The sequence below is a fragment of the Shewanella sp. Pdp11 genome, assembly GCF_002838165.1.
GTDB lineage: Bacteria > Pseudomonadota > Gammaproteobacteria > Enterobacterales > Shewanellaceae > Shewanella > Shewanella hafniensis.
The window spans coordinates 2,010,049-2,034,710 of sequence record NZ_CP015194.1 but is presented as its reverse complement, the minus strand read 5'-3'; the positions used below and the strand labels follow the sequence as shown (position 1 = coordinate 2,034,710).

Annotated in this window: 18 protein-coding genes; 11 read left to right on the top strand and 7 right to left on the bottom strand. The window is 46.7% G+C overall.

Translation table 11 applies throughout. The features are described 5' to 3' along the window. Nucleotides 1-18 precede the first annotated feature (18 nt). A complete protein-coding gene (locus AYJ58_RS08955) occupies nucleotides 19-1,128 on the top strand; it encodes an anhydro-N-acetylmuramic acid kinase (RefSeq protein ID WP_106649832.1) in 1,110 nt (369 codons plus the stop codon). Between the two features lie 13 nt (nucleotides 1,129-1,141). Here the strand turns inward: AYJ58_RS08955 and AYJ58_RS08950 are convergent, their stop codons facing one another. After that, nucleotides 1,142-3,292 (bottom strand): winged helix-turn-helix domain-containing protein, encoded by a 2,151-nt coding sequence (locus AYJ58_RS08950; RefSeq protein WP_106649831.1) that lies wholly within the window; start codon nucleotides 3,290-3,292, stop codon nucleotides 1,142-1,144. Nucleotides 3,293-3,600: 308 nt separating this feature from the next. On the opposite strand from AYJ58_RS08950, the gene AYJ58_RS08945 reads away from it, so the two are divergent. Next, entirely contained in the window at nucleotides 3,601-6,009 is a 2,409-nt protein-coding gene (locus AYJ58_RS08945) for a S9 family peptidase (protein ID WP_106649830.1), read from the top strand. 587 nt (nucleotides 6,010-6,596) lie between these two features. Here AYJ58_RS08945 and AYJ58_RS08940 read toward each other — a convergent pair. Then, entirely contained in the window at nucleotides 6,597-9,620 is a 3,024-nt protein-coding gene (locus AYJ58_RS08940; protein ID WP_106649829.1) for a TonB-dependent receptor plug domain-containing protein, read from the bottom strand. Nucleotides 9,621-10,306: 686 nt separating this feature from the next. Here AYJ58_RS08940 and aqpZ point away from each other — a divergent pair. From aqpZ to AYJ58_RS08925, 3 genes are all read left to right on the top strand, one after another. Further along, the gene (gene aqpZ, locus AYJ58_RS08935) at nucleotides 10,307-11,002 is read left to right on the top strand and encodes an aquaporin Z (RefSeq protein ID WP_106649828.1); all 696 of its coding nucleotides are present in this window, start codon (nucleotides 10,307-10,309) and stop codon (nucleotides 11,000-11,002) included. Between the two features lie 163 nt (nucleotides 11,003-11,165). Next, nucleotides 11,166-11,546, top strand: a complete 381-nt coding sequence (locus AYJ58_RS08930) for a DUF2750 domain-containing protein (protein WP_106649827.1) — start codon at nucleotides 11,166-11,168, stop codon at nucleotides 11,544-11,546. 25 nt (nucleotides 11,547-11,571) lie between these two features. Further along, nucleotides 11,572-12,021 carry a hypothetical protein gene (locus AYJ58_RS08925; RefSeq protein WP_198555642.1) on the top strand — a complete coding sequence of 150 codons (450 nt, stop codon included), beginning with the start codon at nucleotides 11,572-11,574 and terminating at the stop codon, nucleotides 12,019-12,021. A gap of 111 nt (nucleotides 12,022-12,132) precedes the next feature. Here AYJ58_RS08925 and erpA read toward each other — a convergent pair whose 3' ends face one another. Both erpA and AYJ58_RS08915 read right to left on the bottom strand, forming a co-directional pair. Beyond that, nucleotides 12,133-12,483: an iron-sulfur cluster insertion protein ErpA gene (gene erpA, locus AYJ58_RS08920; RefSeq protein WP_006080742.1), complete on the bottom strand. Its 351-nt coding sequence runs from the start codon at nucleotides 12,481-12,483 to the stop codon at nucleotides 12,133-12,135. Then, the gene (locus tag AYJ58_RS08915; RefSeq protein WP_106649825.1) at nucleotides 12,476-13,279 is read right to left on the bottom strand and encodes a DUF6776 family protein; all 804 of its coding nucleotides are present in this window, start codon (nucleotides 13,277-13,279) and stop codon (nucleotides 12,476-12,478) included. Before AYJ58_RS08915 ends, erpA begins: the two co-directional genes overlap by 8 nt. Before the next feature lie 74 nt (nucleotides 13,280-13,353). On the opposite strand from AYJ58_RS08915, the gene AYJ58_RS08910 reads away from it, so the two are divergent. The 3 genes from AYJ58_RS08910 to hemL all read left to right on the top strand — a co-directional run bounded on the left by AYJ58_RS08910 (nucleotide 13,354) and on the right by hemL (nucleotide 17,680). After that, nucleotides 13,354-15,078 carry a chloride channel protein gene (locus AYJ58_RS08910; protein ID WP_106651787.1) on the top strand — a complete coding sequence of 575 codons (1,725 nt, stop codon included), beginning with the start codon at nucleotides 13,354-13,356 and terminating at the stop codon, nucleotides 15,076-15,078. Nucleotides 15,079-15,341: 263 nt separating this feature from the next. After that, the gene (locus AYJ58_RS08905; RefSeq protein ID WP_106649824.1) at nucleotides 15,342-16,361 is read left to right on the top strand and encodes an aspartate carbamoyltransferase; all 1,020 of its coding nucleotides are present in this window, start codon (nucleotides 15,342-15,344) and stop codon (nucleotides 16,359-16,361) included. Nucleotides 16,362-16,387: 26 nt separating this feature from the next. Beyond that, nucleotides 16,388-17,680 (top strand): glutamate-1-semialdehyde 2,1-aminomutase, encoded by a 1,293-nt coding sequence (gene hemL, locus AYJ58_RS08900; RefSeq protein WP_106649823.1) that lies wholly within the window; start codon nucleotides 16,388-16,390, stop codon nucleotides 17,678-17,680. 113 nt (nucleotides 17,681-17,793) lie between these two features. On the opposite strand, the gene AYJ58_RS08895 is transcribed toward hemL, so the two are convergent. Then, nucleotides 17,794-17,991: a hypothetical protein gene (locus tag AYJ58_RS08895; protein ID WP_106649822.1), complete on the bottom strand. Its 198-nt coding sequence runs from the start codon at nucleotides 17,989-17,991 to the stop codon at nucleotides 17,794-17,796. Nucleotides 17,992-18,542: 551 nt separating this feature from the next. Between AYJ58_RS08895 and nhaD the strand changes: the two genes are divergently transcribed. Further along, nucleotides 18,543-19,790, top strand: a complete 1,248-nt coding sequence (gene nhaD, locus AYJ58_RS08890) for a sodium:proton antiporter NhaD (protein ID WP_106649821.1) — start codon at nucleotides 18,543-18,545, stop codon at nucleotides 19,788-19,790. Between the two features lie 125 nt (nucleotides 19,791-19,915). Here nhaD and AYJ58_RS08885 read toward each other — a convergent pair whose 3' ends face one another. Then, on the bottom strand, nucleotides 19,916-21,040 hold the full coding sequence (locus AYJ58_RS08885; RefSeq protein ID WP_106649820.1) for a general secretion pathway protein GspB: 1,125 nt from the start codon (nucleotides 21,038-21,040) through the stop codon (nucleotides 19,916-19,918). Continuing rightward, nucleotides 21,040-22,722 (bottom strand): ExeA family protein, encoded by a 1,683-nt coding sequence (locus tag AYJ58_RS08880; RefSeq protein WP_106649819.1) that lies wholly within the window; start codon nucleotides 22,720-22,722, stop codon nucleotides 21,040-21,042. Before AYJ58_RS08880 ends, AYJ58_RS08885 begins: the two co-directional genes overlap by 1 nt. A gap of 178 nt (nucleotides 22,723-22,900) precedes the next feature. Between AYJ58_RS08880 and AYJ58_RS08875 the strand changes: the two genes are divergently transcribed. Together AYJ58_RS08875 and AYJ58_RS08870 are read left to right on the top strand one after the other, a co-directional pair. Then, on the top strand, nucleotides 22,901-24,151 hold the full coding sequence (locus tag AYJ58_RS08875) for a multifunctional CCA addition/repair protein (protein ID WP_106651786.1): 1,251 nt from the start codon (nucleotides 22,901-22,903) through the stop codon (nucleotides 24,149-24,151). 233 nt (nucleotides 24,152-24,384) lie between these two features. Next, on the top strand, nucleotides 24,385-24,651 hold the full coding sequence (locus tag AYJ58_RS08870) for an Lpp/OprI family alanine-zipper lipoprotein (protein WP_006080732.1): 267 nt from the start codon (nucleotides 24,385-24,387) through the stop codon (nucleotides 24,649-24,651). The last annotated feature ends 11 nt before the right edge of the window (nucleotides 24,652-24,662 follow it).

The window sequence follows — 24,662 nt, the reverse complement described above, 5'->3', positions numbered from 1 at the left end:
ACGGACGGATTCCTCCCAATGAAAAACGCTTATTATATTGGACTGATGTCAGGCACCAGCATGGACGGTGTCGATGCCGTATTGGTCGACTTTTCTGGCGCGCAGCCGCAGCTTATCGCCAGCCATACCGAAGCCATACCGAGCCATTTGCTCAAAGGCCTACAGCGCCTTTGCTTACCCAGTACAGATGAAATTAACCGCCTCGGCCGTTTAGATCGTAATGTAGGTCAACTGTTCGCCTTAGCAGTCAATAATCTGCTGGCCAAATGCACCATTGCCAAAGAAGAGGTTATCGCCATTGGAAGCCATGGCCAAACCGTGCGCCACATGCCAAACCTTGAAGTGGGTTTTACCCTGCAAATTGGCGATCCAAACACTATAGCAACTGAAACAGGTATCGATGTGATTGCCGATTTTCGCCGTAAAGATATTGCCCTAGGTGGCCAAGGCGCGCCCTTAGTGCCCGCATTCCACCAGCAGACTTTTGCTGAAGTTGGCAAGAAACGCATCATTTTAAATATTGGCGGCATAGCCAACATTACTTATTTACCGGGCAACAGTGACCAAGTGCTGGGCTTCGACACGGGACCTGGCAATACCTTGGTAGACGCCTGGATCCAGCAGGTGAAAAGTGAGCCCTTCGATAAAGATGGCGAATGGGCGGCATCGGGCAAAACCGACCAAGGCCTGTTAACGCAACTGCTTTCGCACCCGTATTTCTCCCTTGCTTACCCTAAAAGCACTGGGCGCGAGCTATTTAACCAAGCTTGGCTAGAACAGCAATTATCGCCTTTTAATCATTTAGATGAAGAAGATATCCAATCGACGTTATTGGATTTAACCTGCCACAGCATAGCCCAAGACATTATTAAACTATCCAATGAAGGGGAATTGTTCGTCTGTGGTGGCGGCGCGTTCAATGGCCAACTGATGCAACGTCTTGCCGCCTTATTACCAGGTTATAAGCTGGATACTACCTCGGCCCTTGGCGTCGACCCTAAGTGGGCCGAAGGCATCGCCTTCGCGTGGCTCGCCATGCGTAACCACTTAGGCTTACCCGCCAACCTCCCAGCTGTCACAGGCGCCTCCCGCGAAGCTGTACTCGGCGGAAGATTTAGCGCTAAGTAATCCTTAAAGCAACTTATTTAAGTAACTTATACTTAAGCAAGATGATATCCCGTTGTGGGAAGCCATCGAGCGTCATCACTAAGCGGTTTGACTCTTGGATATACGTCATAGAGCCAAAACCGCTTAAGCTCGAACGGGGAACCCTTAGGAGTGATGTCAGCTGTTGATTGCTCGCCTCCCAAAAATTAAGCCGCTGCTCGTTACCATTACTCGATTTAAAATACACCCCGTTTGCCGTAAGCACCCAGTTATTACCTGCACGGAATACTTTGCTAGGAATTAACTCTCGAACCTGCTCAGGCTGCGTTAAATCAATCTGCCAGAGTCCATTCACCCCATAACGGCTAAATACAAATTCGTTAGCCGATTTCGCAAATCCCACAGCCATAGTCAGAGGACTGATCACTCTTGGTGTACTGTTATCTAAATAAAACTCCGTGATGCCATCGCTGGTCGATGCTAATACGGCAGTGCCCTGCCAATTCCAACTGGGGCGACCGTGATTGTGATAACTCGAGGCTAAGGCAGTAATGTTTTTATTGGCTAAATCTAAAATAAAAATGCGATTACCTTCATTGCGATCATCGGGGGCGATAAAAGCTATTTTAGAGCCATCGGGAGACCAACGCGGGTAAGCTACGCGCGACTTGAGATGAGTATGTTGCTCAAGTTTTTTGCCGTTTATATCTGACGCCCAAATCTCGTTATAGCCAGTCTCACTAGAGACAAATACTATCCGTTTCGCCTCGGGGGAATAATCGGGATTTCGGTGGCTGATACTAGAATACAGGAGCGGAAACAAACTGCCAGATACCGACTCCCCAAGGGAAAAATACGCCATTTGGAATTGACGACGATACTGGTGATAAACAAGCTCACCTTCCGCTGATACACTGCTGGGATAACTCATTCCCTCTACATCGAGAGATTGAATATGCGTGGTTGCAATATCGATAGTAAAACCGTTGCGACTGCCGGAATCTTCGGTGGCAAAAACCAGCGACTGGCTATCAGGCGTCCAACTCAAGCCGCGAATATCTTCTAGTCCGTGGGTTAAGCGTTTCTCACTGGCACTGGCTAAATCCCGAATAAAAATATCTTCCGAGATATTACTAAAGCGTCTCGCTATTGCCAGCCAACGACCATCAGGACTGAAGGCTAAATCTCGGTCTTCATAGTTACAGTGCACTTCGCAGGATAATCTTTCAGCCTTAGCGTCAGGTTGCACCAAAGACAAACGGTAGATACCACCCACCTTACCCGCCTCAAGGGAGGAAACATACGCAAGATATTGGCCGTCAGCAGAAATATCTATTGCCGCCATATCGGTCGAGCAAGGCGCTAAGGCGAGGGTTTCATTGGTTGCAAGGGTTAACTGAGTAATTTGGCACTCTCCCGTTCCCTGAGTTCGGGAGGCAAAAAACAACTTAGTGTCATCTAAACTCCACACTGCGCGAAGCTCTGCCGATGTGGAAGGCGTTAACTGACGGGCGGGGATGTCTTCACGTTTAAAATCTTTAAGATACAGACTAGAAGTAACGCCAGGACGACTCGCACCATACACTAACCAACGCCTATCGTGGGATAACCTAGGATAACGCTCCGATCCCGGATCTCTGGTCAGCACTGTCATTTGGGTCTCTGTCATCCGCTGTTTATCTTGGTACAGGTGCACGCCAATCAATAGACCAACAGTCACGATGACCGCCCCCATCAATATCACCATAAAATGCAGTCGTCGCATCGTATGCTGTAACTTCGCCTCAGTGATTTGGAGTTTATCGATGTCTGTGTCATCAGAAATGTCGTAGACAGGGGGCAATAAGAGGCGGTACCCAGCCTTACGCACGGTTTCAATCACACCACCATCCTGTTCGAGTGGCGACAATTGCTGCCGTAAATGCCAAATCGCATTAGTGAGTGCCTTAGTACCTACGTAAACATTGCCCTCCCACACTTTTTCGATCAACTCATCACGGGTCACCACATTAGGATGACGCAAGGCAAGATAGCTAAGCACTTCAATAAACTTAGGTTGAAGTGACACCTTAGCGGCTTCATGTTGGGACGTTTCATCCGCCTGCGTTTGAAATGAAATTGAGTTATCGGAAGGGTCAATGCGACAACTTCCTAAGCAAAAACTCAACTTATTCTTATCCTTCATTTTTCTCACACCTGAGTTATTGATCTTTTTATGGTTAGGGTAATGAGTGCATCATTCGGTTAGATACTACCTAAGACTTAGCCCAGTTAGCAAACGAATGAATTAAACTAACTATATAAAATTCAAAATATTAGCTCGTATAAAATCTAAAATAGAGATTTAAACAATATAGAATCGAGTCGAAGCGGGTTGCGACAAAGCAACAGATTGCTTACAACTGCATGACCAATAAAAACTTATGCGTCAACGTCTTACTCCTGTTACAAATTATCTGTGCGGGAGTTATGCACTTTGTTAGGGACCCAAACATGCTTCGTTTAGCCTTGATTTGCATCGGGATGATGTTATGTCCAATTTTTACCCCACAGACCTTAGCACAAGACTACCAAAAACCTTCCTCTGCATTGCAGCAAACCATTAACCACAGTACCAGCCTCACGACACGGCTTTCAAACGATCGCCAATGGTTAGCATTGCTCAGCCCTATTTCGGCTCCCAGTATTACTACGTTGGCCATACCAGAGCAGAAACTCGCGGGGTTACGTATCGCAGCAGAGCAATATTTACCCAGCCGTATTAGCAAACGCTACCACCAACTCAGGCTAATTAATATTCAAAACAATCAGCAGCGAATGATTAGCTTGCCCGGCGGCCATGATATTACTGAGCTGCAGTTTTCCCCCGACAGTCGCTATCTGTCCTATTTGAGCCTAACGCCAGAGGGCGGTTACTTATATGTTTACAACATCGCTCAAGATAGCCACAAGCGCCTGTCAGATAACCGATTGAATGGCACGATTAGTCTTGATTATCAGTGGGTTAACAATAGCAGCCTGCTCACTCGCTTTGTGGTAGCCTCCAATACCAACGCAAGCATGGCTCAGGCCGTTTACGCACCTAAAACCAAGGAAACCTCGGGCAAACAAAGCCCACAGCGCACCTATCAGGACTTATTGAAAACCAGCGCTGACAAACAACGCTTTAGCCTACTGACAACCAGTCAATTGGCCCGAGTGGATTTAGATGGCAAGCGGACAAATATCGCCGCGCCGGGTATTTTTGAGGATTTTTCGGTTTCACCCGATGGGCGCTATATTTTAACCCATCAGCTCACCACGCCCTTCTCAACCCAAGTAAAATATTATGATTTTTCAACCTTAACAGAGATTTATAATCTTGATGGCCAAAGCATTACGCAACTGTACCAAAGCCAGAGTGGAGAATCTAAGCCCCAAGGAAGAGACTCAGTGCTCCCAGGCCCACGCCAGTTCCATTGGGTTCAAGGGCGAAGCGCAACCTTAGCCTTTACCGAGGCTCTAGATCAGGGCGATAGCCAGCAGGAGGCGCCGCTACGGGACAGTCTATGGCAACTCGATGCCCCCTTTACCCAAAAGGCCAAACTCATAGCCAAAACCCCTTGGCGGATCATCGATATCGACTGGGCGGAAAACAACATCGCCTTAGTGACCCAGCGCAATAGCAAAGCACAGTTACTGCGACTGAGTAGCCTAGATACCCGCCTTGGAGAAAGTAGCCTACAGACGTTGAACGAGCGTAATCTGCGCGATAAATATCAAGAGCTTGGAACATTCTCCAGAGAATACACCCAAGGCAAAGGGCATGTGATCCGCCTGCAGCAGGCGCAAACTGCAGGGCTTATTCACTACGGCCAAGGGGCATCGCCACAGGGGGATAAGCCTTTCTTAAAGCGCACCTCATTACTGACGGGTGAGTCGTCACTGCTTTGGCAATCGCCAGCCCAGCAATTAGAGTCGGTGCGCTACGTGCTCAATCTTGAGCCCTTACAGCTGATTATTAACCGTGAAAGCCCGACTGAAGCCCCAAGCCTTGTCTTAATCGATGGCGCTAAAGAAAGTGTGCTCTACCAACAGGCCGATGAACTGAGTGCGTATCGGGGAATGCAGAAGCAGCTTATCACCTACAAAAGAACCGATGGAGTGCCCCTGTCTGGCACTCTCTACTTACCCGCCAATTACACCAAGGAGCAAGGCACCCTACCAGTGTTAATGTGGGCTTATCCGCGGGAATTTAACGATCCCGATGTCGCGGGCCAAATTAGCTTTAGCGCCAATCAATATCCCAGCATCAGCCCTAGGGGCCCAATCCCATTAGTCGCCGAAGGCTTTGCGGTGTTTGATAAAGTCTCTATGCCCATCATCGCTCAAGGGGATAAAGAGCCCAATGACAGCTTTCGCGAGCAACTCGTTGCCAACGCACAGGCGGCTGTCGATACCTTGGTGGATTTAGGCATTGCCGATCGCAAACAAATCGCCGTGGGTGGACATTCCTACGGGGCCTTTATGGTGGCAAACTTGCTCGCCCATACGGATTTGTTTTATGCAGGCATTGCCCGAAGCGGTGCCTATAATCGCAGCCTCACTCCTTTTGGGTTTCAAAATGAGGAGCGTTACTACTGGCAAGCCAATGATATTTATCAGCAAATGTCACCGTTTAATTACGCCGATAACATCAAATCACCCTTGCTATTAGTTCACGGCGAGATGGACCAAAACTCAGGCACTTTCCCGCTGCAATCAGAACGACTGTTCGATGCTATTCAAGGCCTTGGCGGTAAAGCAAGATTAGTTGTTCTGCCCTTTGAAGAACACAGTTATGCGGCTAAGGAATCCCTAGAACACTTGCTCTGGGAACAAAGCCAGTTCTTAAAGGCAAATCTGCCGTCCACTAACCTGTGAGCCAATAAGCTAAATAACGCTTAGCATTCCACAAGTACATCCCATCAAAGGATTGGCGGCATAACCAGCCGCCAGTCGCTTAACAAGTTACTGCTATCACTTATCCCTAAATACTGTGTTTATTCAGTATTCAAGAGAGTATCTCCCCTCACTGATGCATCGAACCTCTGAATCTTTAGCCTTTGTCTCTTAGAGCTTTTGACTCTTAGATCTTTTGACTATTTCCCGTTAGTCGATTGACTTTATGCTCTGTTTTTCTCACTCAAGGCCCCCGAAGAGCAATCGCCTATGTGAGGACCCAATATGTAGAGAGAGCAAGGATCTTGTGTTAAGTGATTGTCTTAAAAGCTTAATCTAAACACCAAAGTTAAGAGCTTTAGTTAATTACCGTAGTCTAAAACCAGTAAAAGCTTAGTATCTGCCTACCCAGTTTATGGCTTGCTACGTGCACCAAACCTATTACGATGAACTGATTACGATGAGCTTATTGATATGCGCGTCTAACGGTGATTGGCAATAAAAAAACCGCATGCAGGGAGCCACATGCGGTTGAGCAAACTTAAGTGGTTAGTATCAATTCAACGATATTAGAACTTAAGCTCTGCACCTAGGTAGGCATAGCGACCAACACCACCGCCATAGGCGCTGCTGTAGTTACCATTACCCGTTTCGACTAAATCACCAGTATCGGCCACCCAAGGACCCTGATTGTCGAAAATATTACGCACACCGCCGTATAAACGTAATTCAGTCTGACTCACGTCCATAGTGTAAGACACTGACAAATCGTGGGTGATATACGAGCTGTAGAATAGGAATGCGGGCGTTTCTGGATTGGCCACTGCAGTGGCATCGCCAGCATCGAGTTTGGCTTGGTTTTCGGCTTTCAGCACGTTCCACTCTTCAACTCTATCGTGGCTATCGACCATGGCGCTCTTATACTTAGCGCTCCAACGTACACGCCAATCATCATTACTCCAGGTTAATGAGATTGCACCTCTGTCCTCAAAAATCCCGCTGGCAAGCTCACCGACATAGTCATCTTCAACTAAACCATCCGCGCCATAGTAGCTAGTGCTAAATTCCAACACATGGGTCCAGTTAGTTTTTAAGCTAAGCTCACCGTAACCGTCTAATTGCCACTCGTAGGCCATGGCGATATCAACACCACGGGTGACAATGTCATTTAGGTTCTGTTCCTGTTGGATAACCTGGGTGATTTGCCCTTCAGTATCGCGGCTGATGACCTGACAGTACTCGTTATCGGCGCCATAGGGATTACTCGAGTTATAACATTCGGCCAGAATATCCTCGTTACTCAGTGAACCAATGGCATCGGTGACTTTGATATCGTAATAATCGACTGCCAGATTAAAGCCTTCGAGGAAGGCTGGCGCCATGGTAAAGCCTAAGGTATAGGTATCCGCGGTTTCCTCGGTGAGGTTTTCGTTACCAGCGTTCGGCGAATATTTAGAACCGCCCTCATCCTCAAAGATACCGTTAGTCGCAATTGCGGCTGCAATACCAGGGTCTTGGCGACAACTATCATGCCCAGCCCCTGTTGAGGTTGCTGTTACCCCATCACAAATATCGCGGATACTGTCGTAATCTCCACGGGGTGGAGAAATCAGTTCGGTAATATTCGGCGCACGTTGCGAGCGAGAGTAGTTAGCACGTAGGGCATAGTTGGCAATAGGCTCCCATAGAATACCCGCGCGATAGCTCGACATTAAGTCGATGTTTTTCTGGCTGTAATCGGCAAGACGTAATGACAAATCTAGGTCGAGCCTATTAGCAAAAGCCTCATCCCTTAACAAAGGAAGATTCGCTTCACCAAAGGCTTCCCATACTGTCACATCCCCTTCAAAGGGCGGCACATCGTTAAACGTTATCGCATCGCCACGCATCGCTTTATCGGTATCGACGGCTTGAGTATCACGGCGATATTCGACCCCGAATGCCGATTGCACGCCACCCGCGGGCAATTCAAACAATTCGCCTGAGATAAACCCTAGGGCATTAAATTGCGTGATATCCGTGTTGATATAAGGAGTGGCACGGATATAGTCCGCCCCTTCCTTACTGATTGAACCTTCACCAAAGATATTGACGGGAACACAACCCTCAGCCCTTGCCTCTTCACTGGCACATTGGATAGTCACACCATCGGCAGCGTATTCAGCATCCAGAGCATATTGCAGACGACGAATACTGATCTCATTGCTGCGGCGCTGACGCTGTTCAAACTTACCGTAACCCAGTGAGGCATCCCAGGTCCAAGTTTCAAATAAGTTACCCTGCAATCCCGCCCAAGTACGCAAAGTAGTACGCTCATTATCGCTCTCAACGGGCCCAACTTCTTGGAAGCGGCGATCCCAAGTGATGCTCTTGCCTGCTGTTGCAGCAATTTCGGCTGGCACATAAGGATTGTTTGGTGAAATACTGCCCGCAGCAATAGTGCCAGGAAGACCCGTTACAGGGTCGATATAGAGTTCAGTGTCGTTATAGTCTTGACCTTCGGCATCGGTACGACGAAACGCGTTATTGCGGCTAAACTGCACTTGCACATTCGCGCGCACATCGTCACTGAGGTCATAGTTCATTTTAACCGCCGCGGCCAAGGTATCCTCAGGGACCTTTAATAAACCTGTGGTGTAACCGTTATAACCATCACGCTCTTCTTTAAAATCGGTTTTAAGCTCAGTGCCATCGTACCACCAAGAGTTTGATTTAAAGCGACCACCGATGATGTCATTACTGCGTTCGCGCCAATCGTCTCGGGTAATATCGCGCATACACTGGTCGCCATCGACAGTGTTCATGGCATTACACATTTGCTTTTCATCGTAGGCAAAACTTGACTCGTACAGGGCTCTTTCCCTGTCGGTCGCAAATAACCCATGTTGCTTATCGTAAGTCGCACTGGCGAAGATATAACCTTTATCGCCATTAAAATCAGTGCCATAACCTACATCGACTGTGGTTTCTCGACCACCACCTTCGGTGGTTTCGCCGCCACGGGCGTTAATCTCAAAGCCCGTCTTGTTCTGTTGAGTAATAATGTTCACCACCCCAGCAATCGCATCGGAACCATAGACAGCCGACGCCCCGCCAGTAATGATTTCGACCTTATCGACCATAGCGGCAGGAATGGTGCTTAAGCTGACATAGTTACCGCTATAACTGTTTGATACAACGCGGCGACCATCGATCAAGGTCAGGGTACGGTCTGTACCTAGGTTACGTAAATCAATGGTTGAAAGACCCGTATTTTGCACGCTCGATTGGCTATTTGTACTGCTAACGCCTTCTGCCAATGCAGGAATTTGGTCAACTAGAATATCCGCCAATGATCCAATACCGCTATCGGCGATATCTTTCGCATCTAGGCCCTGCAATGGAGTGCTAAGTGAAAAGCTGTCACGCTTAATTCGCGAGCCAGTGACAGTCACTTTTTCGATGCTTTCTTGTTTATCAGCTACCTCAACTTCAACCCGATTAGCGCTTTCATTCACCGCATTCACTTCAATCGTATCGGCAGCCCAGGCTACCGAAGGAGCAATACCAAACATTGATGCTTGTATTGCTAAGGTCAATAGTTTCTTCTTCATCATTCCCACCTTCACTTTTAGGCATCGCAAACCATTTTTGTTGTTGTTTGGCACTGTTACTTGAATTAATCCAAAAGCCTTAGTCAGCGATTTTTCTTCAAGGACTTTGGTTTAATCATGGCTAGCAACACAGAAACACATAATTAACATTTAAGTAACTCAACCCTTTTACTTTGCCTAGTAATGAGCGACAACGAAATACCCCTCGTTTATTTCCCCGTTTTATATCTATTAAATGTCTATTCATTTATTTTCAATTACTTATAAGAACAAAAAAGAATAATTCGACGACTTGATACGCAAGAGGTGAGGGAAAAGCAATCCCTCAATCACCAGGTTGCCATCTATACAACCTATGCAGGTAAAAAACAAAAATGGCTAATATCCCAGAAAATCCGCTCATTGACGCGATAAGCCATGATCAAAAATGCACAATATGAAAACCCATCTATGCTTGATCACAGTTGTGCCATGTAAACGAACTAAAGTGATTATTAACTAAGCAGTAAAGACACAACACTCTGATTGTGATGGCCAGCTTTGGCATGAACAATCTGGGCGTGCAAAACCTTAATTAAGGGAATGGTTATTTATCTAGCTAAACTTAACCAGCGAGATAAACAAGGGTTTATGTAATGGCGTCAAAAGCCACACAGACATAAATCGGCTAAATAGGAAATCAAACAATGAATATGTCACAAAAAATGGCGGCGGAATTTCTTGGCACCTTGTGGTTAGTCCTTGGAGGCTGTGGCAGTGCGGTACTTGCTGCAGCATTTCCCGAGGTAGGCATAGGTTTACTCGGTGTCGCGCTCGCATTTGGCTTAACGGTTCTGACTATGGCGTTTGCAATTGGCCATATTTCAGGTTGTCACCTAAACCCAGCGGTGTCATTCGGCCTTTGGGCTGGTGGACGTTTTCCCGCATCGGAGTTACTGCCTTATATCATTGCCCAAGTCGCGGGCGGGATTGCAGGCGCGGGCATCTTGTATCTTATTGCTTCTGGACAGGAAGGATTTTCACTTGCGGGTGGATTTGCCTCTAACGGTTTTGGTGAACATTCACCGGGTGGCTACAGCATGCTGTCGGTCATGATTTGTGAAATCGTTATGACACTGTTCTTTTTGATCATTATTTTAGGTGCCACCGATGAACGCGCGCCAAAAGGGTTTGCCCCGATTGCCATAGGTCTAGGCTTAACCTTGATCCACCTTATCAGTATTCCAGTGTCCAATACTTCGGTAAATCCTGCTCGCAGTACAGGTCCTGCGTTATTTGTCGGTGACTGGGCGATATCGCAACTGTGGTTATTCTGGGTCGCACCGATTGCCGGCGCCATTTTGGCAGGCTTTATCTATCGCTACTTCCGCCCGGCAGAATAAACACCCAAGATCTAACACAACAGCGCCCTCTTGGCGCTGTTGTTCTTTTTCTAATCCCGCTCTAATGTTACCATTTAGCCAACTGGTGAATTTTGCTGTGCCCTAGGTTTTTCATTAGCGGCACGACAGGCTTCGCCCTATTCAAGCAAAAGAGATATTTTTCATGAGCAAGACTGTTAAAACCCTCGCTGAGACAGCAGCAATGACACCAGAAGCCCGTTACGATTACCTCGTTGATCAAGTCAAAGAACATAAGGTTCTTTGGACATTACAAGACCAAGACGGTTGCGTCATGCTGACCACTGAGGAAGAAGATTGCATTCCAATGTGGCCAACCGAAGAAGCGGCGGAATCTTGGGCTGTGGATGAGTGGAGTGATTGCCAAACATTAGCTATCCCATTCGATGAATTTCACGAAAGATGGGTGCCAGGCATGGAAGATGACGACCTGTTCGTTGCCGTGTTCCCAGTATTAGATGATTTAGGTGTGGTTATCCCGCCTTATGAATTAGATCAACGATTAGCGCCTAAGCAAAGCCATTAATCTCAATCGCTAAGCGAGAATGTTTATGAGCGAGCAAGAATCGGCTATACCGACACCTAAGGCTGACACGGCCATGAGTTCACGTTTACCCAAACGACTCATTGCCCTGCTGCTAGTGTATGTAGTTGCGTCCGTGAGTGGCTTAGTCGCTAAACAAGGCGTGTTATTTTGTCTACTGACACTTCTAATGGTGATTGCCATTATTGGTCGACAAAAGGCGGCACTTATCATGCTGCGTGGCTACACAGTCGTGCAGCTTGGCTTGATTAGCATGCTGCCAGTGATCATGTACGATCCCGGCAATTTAGTGGCAGGCCCGACGACAGTGCATTTAGGTGAATGGCAGGGAAAACTGCCTGACTATGTGATTTTTATTGCGTTAATCAGCTTGTCATTAGTGTTAGTCTGGATCGCTTTTGATAAAAAGGTAAAGGCGTGGTTTAAACCTAAGCTTAACCTGAATATTATGAGCTAAATTAGTAACCTACTGAATTTTTCCCAACAAAAAGCCGTCATTGCGACGGCTTTTTTGATCTCACTTCACACCTTAAAGGCGCTAAGTAAGCAGTCTTTATAGAGAAACTCTTTACACAGAGAAACTGGCACCACAGCCACAGGTCGTGGTTGCGTTAGGGTTTTTCACGAAGAAGCGAGAGCCTTCGAGTCCTGAAGTGTAATCCACTTCACCACCGACTAAATATTGCAGGCTCATAGGATCGACAACTAAGAGGACGCCTTGTTTTTCTATCGTAAAATCGCCGTCATTGACCTTTTCATCAAAGGTAAAGCCGTACTGAAATCCAGAACAACCACCACCAGTCACATAGACTCGTAGCTTAAGTGCAGGATTTTGCTCTTCTTCCAGCAAACCTTTCACCTTAGCGGCTGCCGCATCGGTAAATTGGATTGGCATTGCTGTATCAGCTTGATCAGTCATTACTACCTCTTACATCAGTTTTCTGGGGCAAATTATCCTTTACCTGACTATTTTGTTCAAGTATTACCCGCGGTTCTTTTTCACCCTGTAATAACTCAGGGGCACTATAGACATGTTCTGTCTGCGAATTCTTGGTCCAGCGGCTCGAAGGCACCAGCACTTTGACTTTCACTTGCTGTAAACTAAAGCCAGCAGGAACCGTGACCTTGGTATCTATGACCTGAAAATAGCGAAAATCAAATTCCAACTTAGAACCCGTGAGTTTGTTCACACTCAAGCTAACGGATTTGCCATCTTGAACGCCAATTAATGTCATTTCGACTCGACCTTGAATCGCTTGCTTGCGCTTTTGCAGCTGAGTTAACACCAATTTGAGATTGTACTCATCGGCTAAAACGCCCGGCGTCATTTCAAGTCCGTGGATGGCGACACCTTCGGCATTATCATCCGGCGTCATAATGCTACGGTAAAACGCCAGCTCATGTTCCAATTCTTTTTGCTTTTTCATCTGCTGGCCAAACATATCTTGCATTTGGGCGTTAGCCTCACGCTCGACGGACAACTCTAAATTTCGGGTCGCCAGCAATTGGGTCTGCGTTTCTAATTCGGCACTCAAGCGTTGGGCTTTGCTGCTGATGTGTTTAACTACGGGCTCATCGCTGCTCAGTAGCAGAAAACTTATCCAAGCCCCAAAAAGAATAGAAACTAACACTAAAAGCGATAAATACACTGAAGATGGACGATACTTGAGATCCATCACTTGCAGCCGATCTAGCCAACGATGATAATTTGGCATTAGGTAACAGCCCCTTATATAAAATACAATCAACTCAAGAACGAGTTCGATACAATACAACTCAGGCCAATGCAGTGCAATTAACGATAAATAAAGTCGCTATTCAACATGCCATAGTCACAGCCAAAAAGTATTTAACCAATGAGCTACGTGACCATTTATCCCAAGCGAGGATCAGTGCACAACTGTGCATACTGGCACTGCTATTTGCGATTTTTGCATCCTGCGTGATCTTACTGTTTCGACTCTTGCTCGATTGGGCTAATCATTACACCCAAATACAGGCGCTGGATTTTACGGGGAACGTCGCCGACTGGCGAGCCCTGTTACCACTTTTAGGCGCAATATTAATTTGGATTGTGGCTAAGCTAGGCTCCAAACGCTATAAACGTATGGGAATAGCCTATGTGTTACATAGAGTTAAACTGCACTACGGTAAAATTCCGCTGCAGTCTGCCGTAGGGCAATTTTTTCAAGCATTGTTTGCCCTCGGCACCAATTTCTCCGTCGGCCGCGAAGGCCCTGCCATCCATCTGGGCGCTGTCAGCGCCAGTTTTCTCGCCGAAAAATTCAATCTTCCCGATAATAGTGTGCGTATCATGTGCGCCAGTGGCATTGCCGCAGGGATTGCCGCGACCTTTAACGCGCCCTTAGCGGCAGTGATTTTTGTTCTCGAAGTGATTGTCCGCGAATATAAAGTCCATTATTTCTTCCCGATTATGCTGTCCGCGATTTGTGGCGCGGTTTCAAGCCAATTAGTGTTTGGTAATGTGCACGAATTTGACCGTATTCAAGTGATCCACATTCCCTTAGATCACTACCCTATTCTCGCCATCGGCGGCGTGGTATTGGGCTGCGCTGCGGCGCTGTTTAATTACTCACTGTTAAAAGTCACCGCGACGGGGCAAAACTGGCCACTCATCTACCGACTATTATTGGCGGGCAGCGTCACCACGCTAATCGGTCTCGTGTTGCCGCAAGCCCTTGGCACGGGCGATCTCGCCATTAGCGAAGCCATTAGCCAACATCCAAGCCTGTTGCTGTTAATTGCTCTGTTATTTGCCAAAATCATTGCCACTATTGCGGCGATTGGCTTAGGTATCCCCGGTGGTTTGATTGGTCCACTCTATGGTATCGGCGCGCTGCTCGGCGCGATTTTGGCGCTGATCAGTGCCATCTTGTTCCCGTCGATCGCCCCTTATGTAGGGCTTTACACTGTAATAGGCATGACGGCCATGATGGGCGTGTGCTTAAGCGCGCCGCTGGCGGCGTTAGTTGCCCTGCTAGAAATGACCAATGATGCCAGTATTATCCTGCCAGCGATGTTTGTGACCATTCCCGCCTTTTTGATTGCCTATCAAGGGTTTAAAACTAACTCCATCTTCTTCAAGCAGTTAGAAATTATGGGTTTAGGCTATAAAGTCGCCCCAGTGAATTTGGCGCTACAGAAAAAAGGCGTGCGCGCCTTGATGGATAAACGCTTCGTTATCGTCAACAACAACGACGAGCTGCTGCTCGAAGTGTTAAAACGCGCCGAAGGTCGCCCAGTATTAGTGCGTAACGCCGATGGCGTTATCGAAATGCTCAGCCTTGAAATGCAATCCTACGATGACAGTACCACGCTATCGCGCCATCCCATGCAAGGCTTAAGCGACAGCACTACTCTGAATGAAGCCTATTTACTCTTGTCACCCAAGCGCAGCGGTGAGGTGTTTATCTATCAAGATACGCCCGATAACGTGGTCGGGGTGATCAGTTGGTCAAACTTGCAACAGGAAATTCGCTTAGGACAAGCCTAGTGCCAATTAATGACATCGATTTAAAACCTGATATCAATTTAAAATCTGATAGTGATGCAGAATCTTATAGTGATGCCAAACCTGAGGCGGCAGATTAAAAGCTTTGGGCTTCATCGCAAAAATCTAACACAGTGGCAATGTGGCTATTTCGTTGCCCCAGTGCTTCTGCTACAATCGCGCCTCAGCCACCCTACATAACATCAGGGCAGATAAGCGCGATACCGCAGCTTAAAATGCCCCCTAGCAAATTGGAAAACAGGCTGATGAATCAGTTCGAAGGATCCCATATCCTCTCCGTAAACCAGTTAGATCTTGACTCAATCCAAACTATTTTTAATGTCGCTAGCCGCATGATGCCCTATGCACTTCGAGAGAAGCGCAATAATGTGCTCGATGGTGCCATTTTAGGTAACCTGTTTTTCGAACCGAGTACCCGTACCCGCGTGAGTTTTGGCTGTGCCTTTAACTTGCTCGGCGGCCATGTACGTGAAACCACAGGTATGGCGTCATCGTCTTTATCTAAGGGTGAGTCCCTGTACGATACGGCGCGGGTGTTATCCACCTATTCTGATGTCATTGCCATGCGCCATCCTGACTCTTATTCAGTAAAAGAGTTTGCCGAAGGCAGCCGCGTCCCAGTGATCAACGGCGGCGATGGTTCGAACGAACATCCGACCCAAGCTTTACTCGACTTATACACTATCCAAAAAGAACTCAAATGTGCCGGCCGTGGTATCGATGGCATGCACATAGCCATGGTCGGCGACTTAAAATTTGGCCGTACAGTGCATTCACTATCACGCTTACTCTGCATGTATAAGAACATCAGTTTCACGCTAATTTCACCCGCTGAATTAGCTATGCCTGATTATGTGATCTCCGACATTGAAAATGCTGGCCATAGCATCAAAATAACCGACCAGCTTGAAGGCCATTTAGATCAAGCAGATATTTTGTATCTCACTCGCATTCAAGAAGAACGCTTCCCTTCACAGGAAGAAGCAAATAAGTATCGCGGCAAGTTCCGCTTAAATCGCAGTATTTACACTCAGCATTGCAAATCTAACACTGTCATTATGCATCCGCTTCCAAGGGATTCACGGGCGCAAGCCAATGAGTTAGATAATGATTTGAACAGCCACCCTAACCTCGCTATCTTCAGACAGGCGGATAATGGGCTGTTAATTCGCATGGCTTTGTTTGCATTGACACTCGGCGTTGATCATCAACTCGAAAAATATGAGTGTCCGGTTAATTGGTATTCACGTAAAGCCGATCGCTAGTTGGCTACAGACTTTAAGGACTCAACATGACCCGTTCCGAAGCGCTATTTGAACAGGCTAAAAAAACCATCCCCGGCGGTGTTAACTCTCCGGTTCGTGCATTTAATGGTGTAGGCGGTTCGCCCCTGTTTATTGAAAAGGCCGATGGCGCTTATATCTACGATGCCGATGGTAAAGCTTATATCGACTATGTCGGTTCTTGGGGGCCGATGATCCTCGGCCACAATCACCCTAAAATCCGTGCAGCGGTATTAGCGGCAGTGGAAAATGGCCTGTCTTTTGGTGCGCCAACCGAGCTTGAAGTGCAAATGGCCGAAAAAGTCATCTCTATGGTGCCTTCTATCGAGCAAGTGCGCATGGTGAGTTCTGGGACTGAAGCCACTATGAGCGCCATTCGTTTAGCACGTGGTTTTACCAGTCGTGACAAGATCTTAAAATTTGAAGGTTGTTACCACGGCCACGCAGATTGCCTGTTAGTTAAGGCTGGGTCTGGCGCGTTAACCTTAGGTCAACCTAGCTCACCCGGTATTCCTGAAGATTTCGCCAAGCACACCTTAACCGCTGTGTATAACGACTTAGATTCTGTCAGAACCCTGTTCGAGCAGTATCCAACTGAGATTTCTTGCATCATCATCGAGCCCGTTGCTGGCAACATGAACTGTATTCCGCCTATCCCAGGTTTCCTTCAAGGTCTGCGTGATATGTGTGATGAGTTCGGTGCGCTGTTGATTATCGATGAAGTGATGACAGGTTTTCGCGTATCACAAAGCGGCGCTCAAGGTTACTACGGCGTCACACCAGACTTAACCACGCTTGGTAAAGTGATTGGTGGCGGTATGCCAGTGGGGGCTTTCGGTGGCCGTAAAGATGTGATGCAATTTATCGCCCCTACGGGTCCGGTTTACCAAGCGGGTACGTTATCGGGTAACCCCATTGCGATGTCAGCGGGTCTGGCACAAATGGAAGCCCTGTGTGAAGAAGGTCTGTACGAAGCACTGAGCGCGAAAACCAAACGTATTGCAGAAGGCTTTAAAGCCGCTGCGGATAAGCACGGTATTCCAATGGCGATCAACTATGTTGGTGGTATGTTCGGTTTCTTCTTCACGGAACAACCCGAGATCACCCGTTTCGATCAAGTGACCCAATGCAATATCGAACAGTTCCGTATTTTCTACCACGGCATGCTAGATGAAGGTGTTTACTTAGCGCCAAGTGCCTATGAAGCTGGCTTCCTGTCAATGGCCCATGGCGAAGAAGAGATGCGCTTGACCTTAGAAGCGGCTGACCGCGTATTAGCGAGCATGAAAGCGGCAAGCTAAACCTAGATCTTAGGGTTGCTACACCTTAAAAATAACAAAGGGACGCTAATGCGTCCCTTTGTTTTTATTAAATTTAATTAGCTTTACTTAAATTCAGTAAGCTTTATTTAGCGTTAGTAGCTATCAGACTTTTTAGAACCTAAAGCCGATTTAAATATGATCGCCGCTACAACGAACTGTATGGTCAAATTGATATGCTCAATGGCGAGCTCAGGCTGACTCATCACGCCCAGCGCAATTAGCTGCTTGCCAGAATACGTTAACCAAACCAGTGAGCCCAAAAGCAAAAGGCTCCGAATAACAAATGTCATTTACCTCTACTCCAAAAACACAACATCCGGTGTTAACACAACATACTGTGCCTAGATAAGAAAACAGCCACAAGATAGCGCTCACTTTGTATCCAGTCAAGATTTTGGCAAAGACATTTTTGTGACACGCTAATCGATTAAGCCATTAGAGTTCAGTAACAAAGGAAAGTGTGGAAAAGCAACACTACTCAGGCCGCAGCATTCATGAATATCTTGCTGAACAAAAATTAATTGAAGGATCGACAAACTGACTGCTTAGACTTTAATCGTAGATCTCACTTTTAACCTAGTAATCAAATCAAACAATACAGTTAATAAAACTGATAAAGATGAATTTGTCGATATATAAAACCAGTTTACACCAAAAAGCATGAGATCAACATCACAAAGCAGCAGCAAATTGAGTCACAGCTAACAGTTGCGTTCTTTAGCCCATTATGTTCTGATCCGCACGCGCTAACACGGCTGGCTTAATTCAGCCTTGATATGCTCAATCTTTAGGTTGACTCAAGTCGCCCTACGACATTAAAACAGCAGTTGGAATTGCAGTTATGTTAAATACCTTTCTCATCATACTGGCCGTGCTCGCATTGCTCAGTATTATTTTCGAAGAAGTGACCCACCTTAATAAAGCAAAAACCACCTTATTCTTTGGCTGTATTTCTTGGGTAGCGCTGTTTATGGCTGCTGGAGAACCGGCCCACGAGAAACTCGTTGCCCATCAACTCAATGAAAATTTGCTCGAAATTGCCACACTCTGGCTCTTTCTGATGTCGACCATGACCTTCGTCGCGTATTTGAACGCTAAAGGCATGATCCAAATCATGGTGCAAAAGCTGTTCCCGCAGAAAGTGTCGGTGCGCATGTTGATGATCCAAGTTGCCCTGTTTGCACTCGTGCTCTCGGCATTTTGTGATAACGTCACTGCGACGTTAGTGTCATTAGGTTTATTAACCACCTTTAAACTCGACAAACAAATGCGCCGCAGAATGGCAGTGTTGATTATCTTCGCAGTGAACTCAGGCGGTGTCGCTTTGATCACTGGCGATGTGACAACATTGATGATCTTCTTAGGCGGCCATGTGCATATGTCCGAACTGCTGATGTTGTTTATTCCATCGGCCGTGAGCGTGATTTTGTTGGCAACCTTGTTCTCACTTAAAGCCGAAGGCGTGGTGAGCACGACGCCCATCAAGCACACCTATCAAACCGTTGATGTGATGATTGCCCTCGTGTTCTTCTGCACGATTTTGATGACCATGTTACTGAACATATTGTTTGGCATCCCGCCAGTGCTGACCTTCCTAACAGGTCTGTCAATCATGTTCCTGATTGGCCATACCACGCGTAGCGATAAAGAAGAAATTAAAATCCTTGAGTATATTCGCCAAGTTGAATACGACACCCTGTTGTTCTTCTTAGGTATCTTACTGCTCGTGGGTATGCTTAAAGAAATCGGCACCTTAGACATGCTGACCGAAGCTTATACTATGTTTAATCCAAACATCTCTAACTTCGTCACAGGTATGGGTTCAGCCTTGATTGATAACGTGCCATTAACAGCGGCATTGTTAAAAGCAAGCCCAGTGCTAAATACCCCTGAATGGCTTGGCTTGACCTATAGCGTCGGTGTGGGTGGTTCACTGCTGATTATCGGTTCAGCATCGGGTATTGTGGCCATGAGTAAAGTAAAAGAGCTAACGTTTGTGAGTTATTTGAAATACGTTCCAGCACTTTTCCTTTGCTACAGCGTCGGTTATGCACTGACCCTATTCTTAGCCTACAGACTGTATAATTAAGTTGATATTCATTAAGATCAAAAAAGGCGCCTAGGCGCCTTTTTCATTTTTACTCTTTAGCTATGGCTAGCACAAATAACCGCAAGCATTGCTCATAGTGCCAGAGTCAATTTCGTATAACCTGGTTAGATTGCAGGTACTTTAAACTGAGTACCTTGAATATCTAACACTATGTCACGTGGACGAATGGAGATAATCTTCAGCTTACCCGCAATCATATCCCCTTCCTGTAACTCTGCACCGTCCACATTCAGCCACCTTTGGGTCGGATCGCTGGAATAAACATGGGCGACAATATTAAATTCAGGCACTTGCAATTGCAGCCCTGCAGGTAGTTGACCGTATTTGGGGATATCATCCACAGCTGTCTTAGGGATAGGATCTAATTTTGCTTCAGTGACATTTGTCTCCGCCGCATTGGTGTATTCCACATCCTTTAACGCATTTTGAAAGGAAGCCACTAACTTATCTTCATCGCGACTTTTGTTGGTCTCTAAACCGACATCTTCCGCCGCCGCACTCACTTGCTGACGCAGCGCCTCCAAGCTCGCAAGACCCGACTCATTGGCATTAGCACCTAACATCATAGTTTGCTGTGTTTGCGTGTCCGCAGGCATAGAGGCAACTTCACGACTTGCCGCATCCACTTGGGCAGACGTTGCCATATAGTCCCCGTAGCTGGAATCACTATAGCTAGGGTCACTGTCTTGAGCAGCGTTGCTGTTAGTAACCTTGTAACTTTGAGCTGCATTGCTGTTCATATTCGCGCTAGAAGCTTGAGGCGAGTTTGCTACCGCCCCGCCCTGATATTGCGATAAGGAAGTAAACTCAGGCAAAGTCTGTGCCCGAGGCAGCGCCACTTTTCCTGCGAGTCGAACACCTAAATTAGTATTAGCACTGCCCTCTGATTGCGGCTGAGTAACCGTTTCTATCGAGACAGTCTGAAGCGCGTTTTTAGCCGCTGTCGAAACAGCTAATGAAGGTGCAGTTGGTGGCAATACCTTTGTCACCGCCACATTGTGAGTTGAAGTTTGCTCGGTTGAAATATGACGAGTTTGGTCCCACACACTTAATCCCCAAGCGACGCCAATTCCGGCGGCGACTGCGACGACAAGTAAAGACAGTTTGCCTATCGGCACGCCTGATTTACGTGGCTGCGGGTAATTCGCCCTTGGCGTCATCACAGCATCGGGTAAAGGCGACTGTTGCTGTTGTTTATTGCGGGTCACGGCATCGAGTAAAATGGACATCAGCTGCGCGCCCCATTATCGGTTAAACGTGGACCTTGCTGACTTAAATACAAATTTAATCTCACTAATGTCTGATTTCCGGCAATACCATCGGCTTTTAAGCCATGCTGACTTTGGAAGCTTTTAAGATCATTTTCCAGTTGCACATCGAATTGATTGACCCTGCGAGCATTGCGATTATTCACATGGGCCAAGGCATTCTCTAACCACTGCAGTTGACCTGGACTCGATTTTTGACTGATATCCATCATAGGCAAATTAGGGGCTTGCCATAAAATTTCGAAGGTGCCACTGAAATGTTGATTGAACCAAGCTCTATCAACCCAAAGTTGTTGTTCACCTAACTGCATCAGTAACTGCTCACCATCCACCGCAATCACAGCGCCATAAAAATCCTGTTGGTTGTCATCAACCAAATACACGACAGCCGGATAATTAAGCCGAGTCAGTGACATCCAGTTACCTTGCTGCTGATAACAAGACAATCCTTGCTCAACCGCAGACTGACAAGCCGTCAAGCCTTTATAGGGCACTTTGCCCCACACGCTAAACAAACCCGCAAAGGCGGTATCGATATCACGACTCTGATTAATCGCATCATTAAGTAAACGCTGGCTAGGATCTGGAATAGACGACTGAGTCGTCTGATTGTTTTGCTGATCAGCGGGTTGCACGAACTTACTCGTTTCTTCGGTCGCGCTCAAAGTTTGCATGTTTAAAGGAGCAACATTTGTTGGCGTAGACTCAAGACCCCTACTAGACGCTGACGCGGCATTGACAGGCTTATCGGTAAATAGCCAATAGGAAACACCAAAAGCGACAAATAACGCCGCTGCGGTCGCTGTCGGCCAAAGATATCGATTCTGAGTCGGCTCTTCTTCACCTAATACTTCAGCCGCAGCTTGTCGCACCATATGATGATCGATAGGCACCCGGGATTGCGCATAGCCCGCCATCAGCGAGCGTTCACATAAGAGGTTAATTAATCGAGGGATGCCGCCACTGTACTTCTGCAACACCTTAACAGCCTTGCGGGTAAACAAAGGCTCAAATCGACCCGCGACTTGCAAACGATGCAACACATAGAGGGCGATTTCATCTTCATTTAGCGGTAATAAATGGTAGCGAGCGGTGATCCGCTGGGCTAACTGGCGCAGCTCTTGGCGCTTCAATAACAGCTGTAATTCTGGCTGACCGATTAAAATCACCTGCAGTAACTTCTTAGTGTCCGTTTCAAGATTAGTCAGAAGACGCAGTTGCTCCAGCACCTCAGGGCGTAAATGCTGCGCTTCATCGATGATGAGCACGGTATTACGGCCTTTGCTGTGATTATCCAATAAAAACCGACTCAAGTGATCGGTCAACTGCTTGAGTGTGGGATTATCTCCGTAGGCAATCTTAAGTTCATCGCAAAGCGTGGCGAGCAACTCGAGCTCTGTAAGCGATGGATTAAGGATAAATGCGGTGTCGGTATTATCGGGCAATTGCCCAAGTAAACAGCGAGATACCGTCGTTTTACCCGTGCCAACTTCCCCTGTTAGCAACACAAAGCCGCCCGTTTCCCCTAACCCGTAGGTTAAATGGGCCAACGCCTCTCTATGCCTATCACTCAAAAACAAATAATGGGGATTGGGTGCAATCGAAAAAGGGTTATCGCTGAGTCCGTAAAAGGCCTTGTACATACCACCAATCATCCTAATTTAAAAATAACGCCCCACGTTAAAGCGTCCCAATGTTATTGTCAAAATATCCGCAACATCAATGTGACACATCAGGGCGCAAATATCTCGCGACGACTTTATCTATCACCTTAATGGGCATGATAAGCTATGTTTATGACACATTAGCCGAATCTTGCCTGTGAAAATATTTCTCGTTGGCGGTGCTGTGCGTGACAGCCTGCTCAATCTCCCTATCAAAGACAAAGATTACCTCGTCGTTGGTGCGACTCCAGAACAAATGTTGCAACTGGGATACCGCCAAGTTGGTAAAGATTTCCCAGTATTTCTGCATCCTAAAAACCAACAAGAATATGCGTTAGCCCGAACAGAACGAAAAATTGGACTAGGTTATGGTGGTTTTAGCTGCCATGCCAGTCCCGATGTGACTCTAGAACAAGACTTGTTACGCCGAGATCTGACCATCAATGCTATCGCCCAAGATGAAAAGGGCAACTTATACGATCCTTTTAATGGCATTGAGGATATTAACGCGCGCCTATTGCGCCATGTATCGGATGCTTTCGTTGAAGATCCACTTCGTGTATTGCGTGTCGCCCGTTTTGCCGCAAGGTTTCATGCCTTAGGATTTCACATTGCCGCAGAAACTCTGGCACTAATGCGCCAAATTAGCGCAAGCGATGAACTTAACGCGTTAACAGCAGAGCGAGTCTGGCAAGAAGTCGATAAAAGTTTAGGTGGACCTCACCCAGAGATCTTTTTTGAGGTACTGCACCAATGTGGCGCCCTTGAAGTGCTCTTTCCCGAGATATTTGCCTTATTTGGCGTCCCTCAACCTGAGAAATGGCATCCTGAAATAGATACAGGCGTGCATACATTAATGGTCCTCGCCCAAGCTGCGCTTCTGACAGAGGACAAAAGCGTTCGGTTTGCCGCTCTCGTACATGATTTAGGAAAAGCCCTCAGCCCAAAAGAGCATTTACCTAAACATCATGGTCACGGCCAAAAGGGCTTGCCACTGATAAAAGCACTCTGTGCACGTTTACGAGTGCCGAACGAAACGCGCGATCTGGCGTTACTGGTCAGTGACCAACATCAGAACGTCCATCAGGCCTTCGAGCTTAGAGCCGAAACTATCGTAAAAATATTCGATAAAGCTGACTTTTGGCGTAAGCCAGAGCGCTTAACACAACTTATATTAACTTGCACCGCCGATATGCGTGGCCGCACAGGATTTGAAAACACCACTTATCCTCAAGGCGAGTATTTATCTCAATGCTTCCTTGCCGCCAATAATGTCGATATCGCCGCTATCATTGCCGCAGGTTTCCAAGGCGCAGAGATAAAGCAGGCATTAAATTTACGGCGAATTGAAGCCGTCAGTCAGTTTAAGCAAAAAGTGCAAACTACATTGGGGAAGGATGGACGATAATTTGTAAAGACTTTGTAAGTGCCGCATCACTTTATAGTGAAAAATAGCCTCCTTTACGATTAGAAATGGCGATATAACATATAAAAAAAGCTTTTAAAAAAAATTTATATGCCTATAGTGGTTAAACACATTAATATTCGTAGCAAATTAAAATAGCTATGTCATAATTAGGCAGTTTCGCTTACAAAGTAACGAAACATTCAAATCCAACCTATTTTAAGGGATTTTTTACAATGAACAAAAAAGTACTGATGATTGCTGGTTTAGCAATGACTGCCCTACTAGGTGGTTGCGCGAACACTACTGCTCTGGAAGAAAGCGTTGCAACTCTGGGCAACAAAGTTGATCAATTGTCAGCTGATGTTGGTTCTCTGAAATCAGAGCAAAGCAAACTGTCTGCAGACGTTAAAGATGCAAAAGCAGCATCTATGGACGCACAAGCAGAAGCTAAACGCGCAAACGACCGTTTAGACAACGTTGCTTCTCGTTACAAGAAGTAATGAAAGGTAAT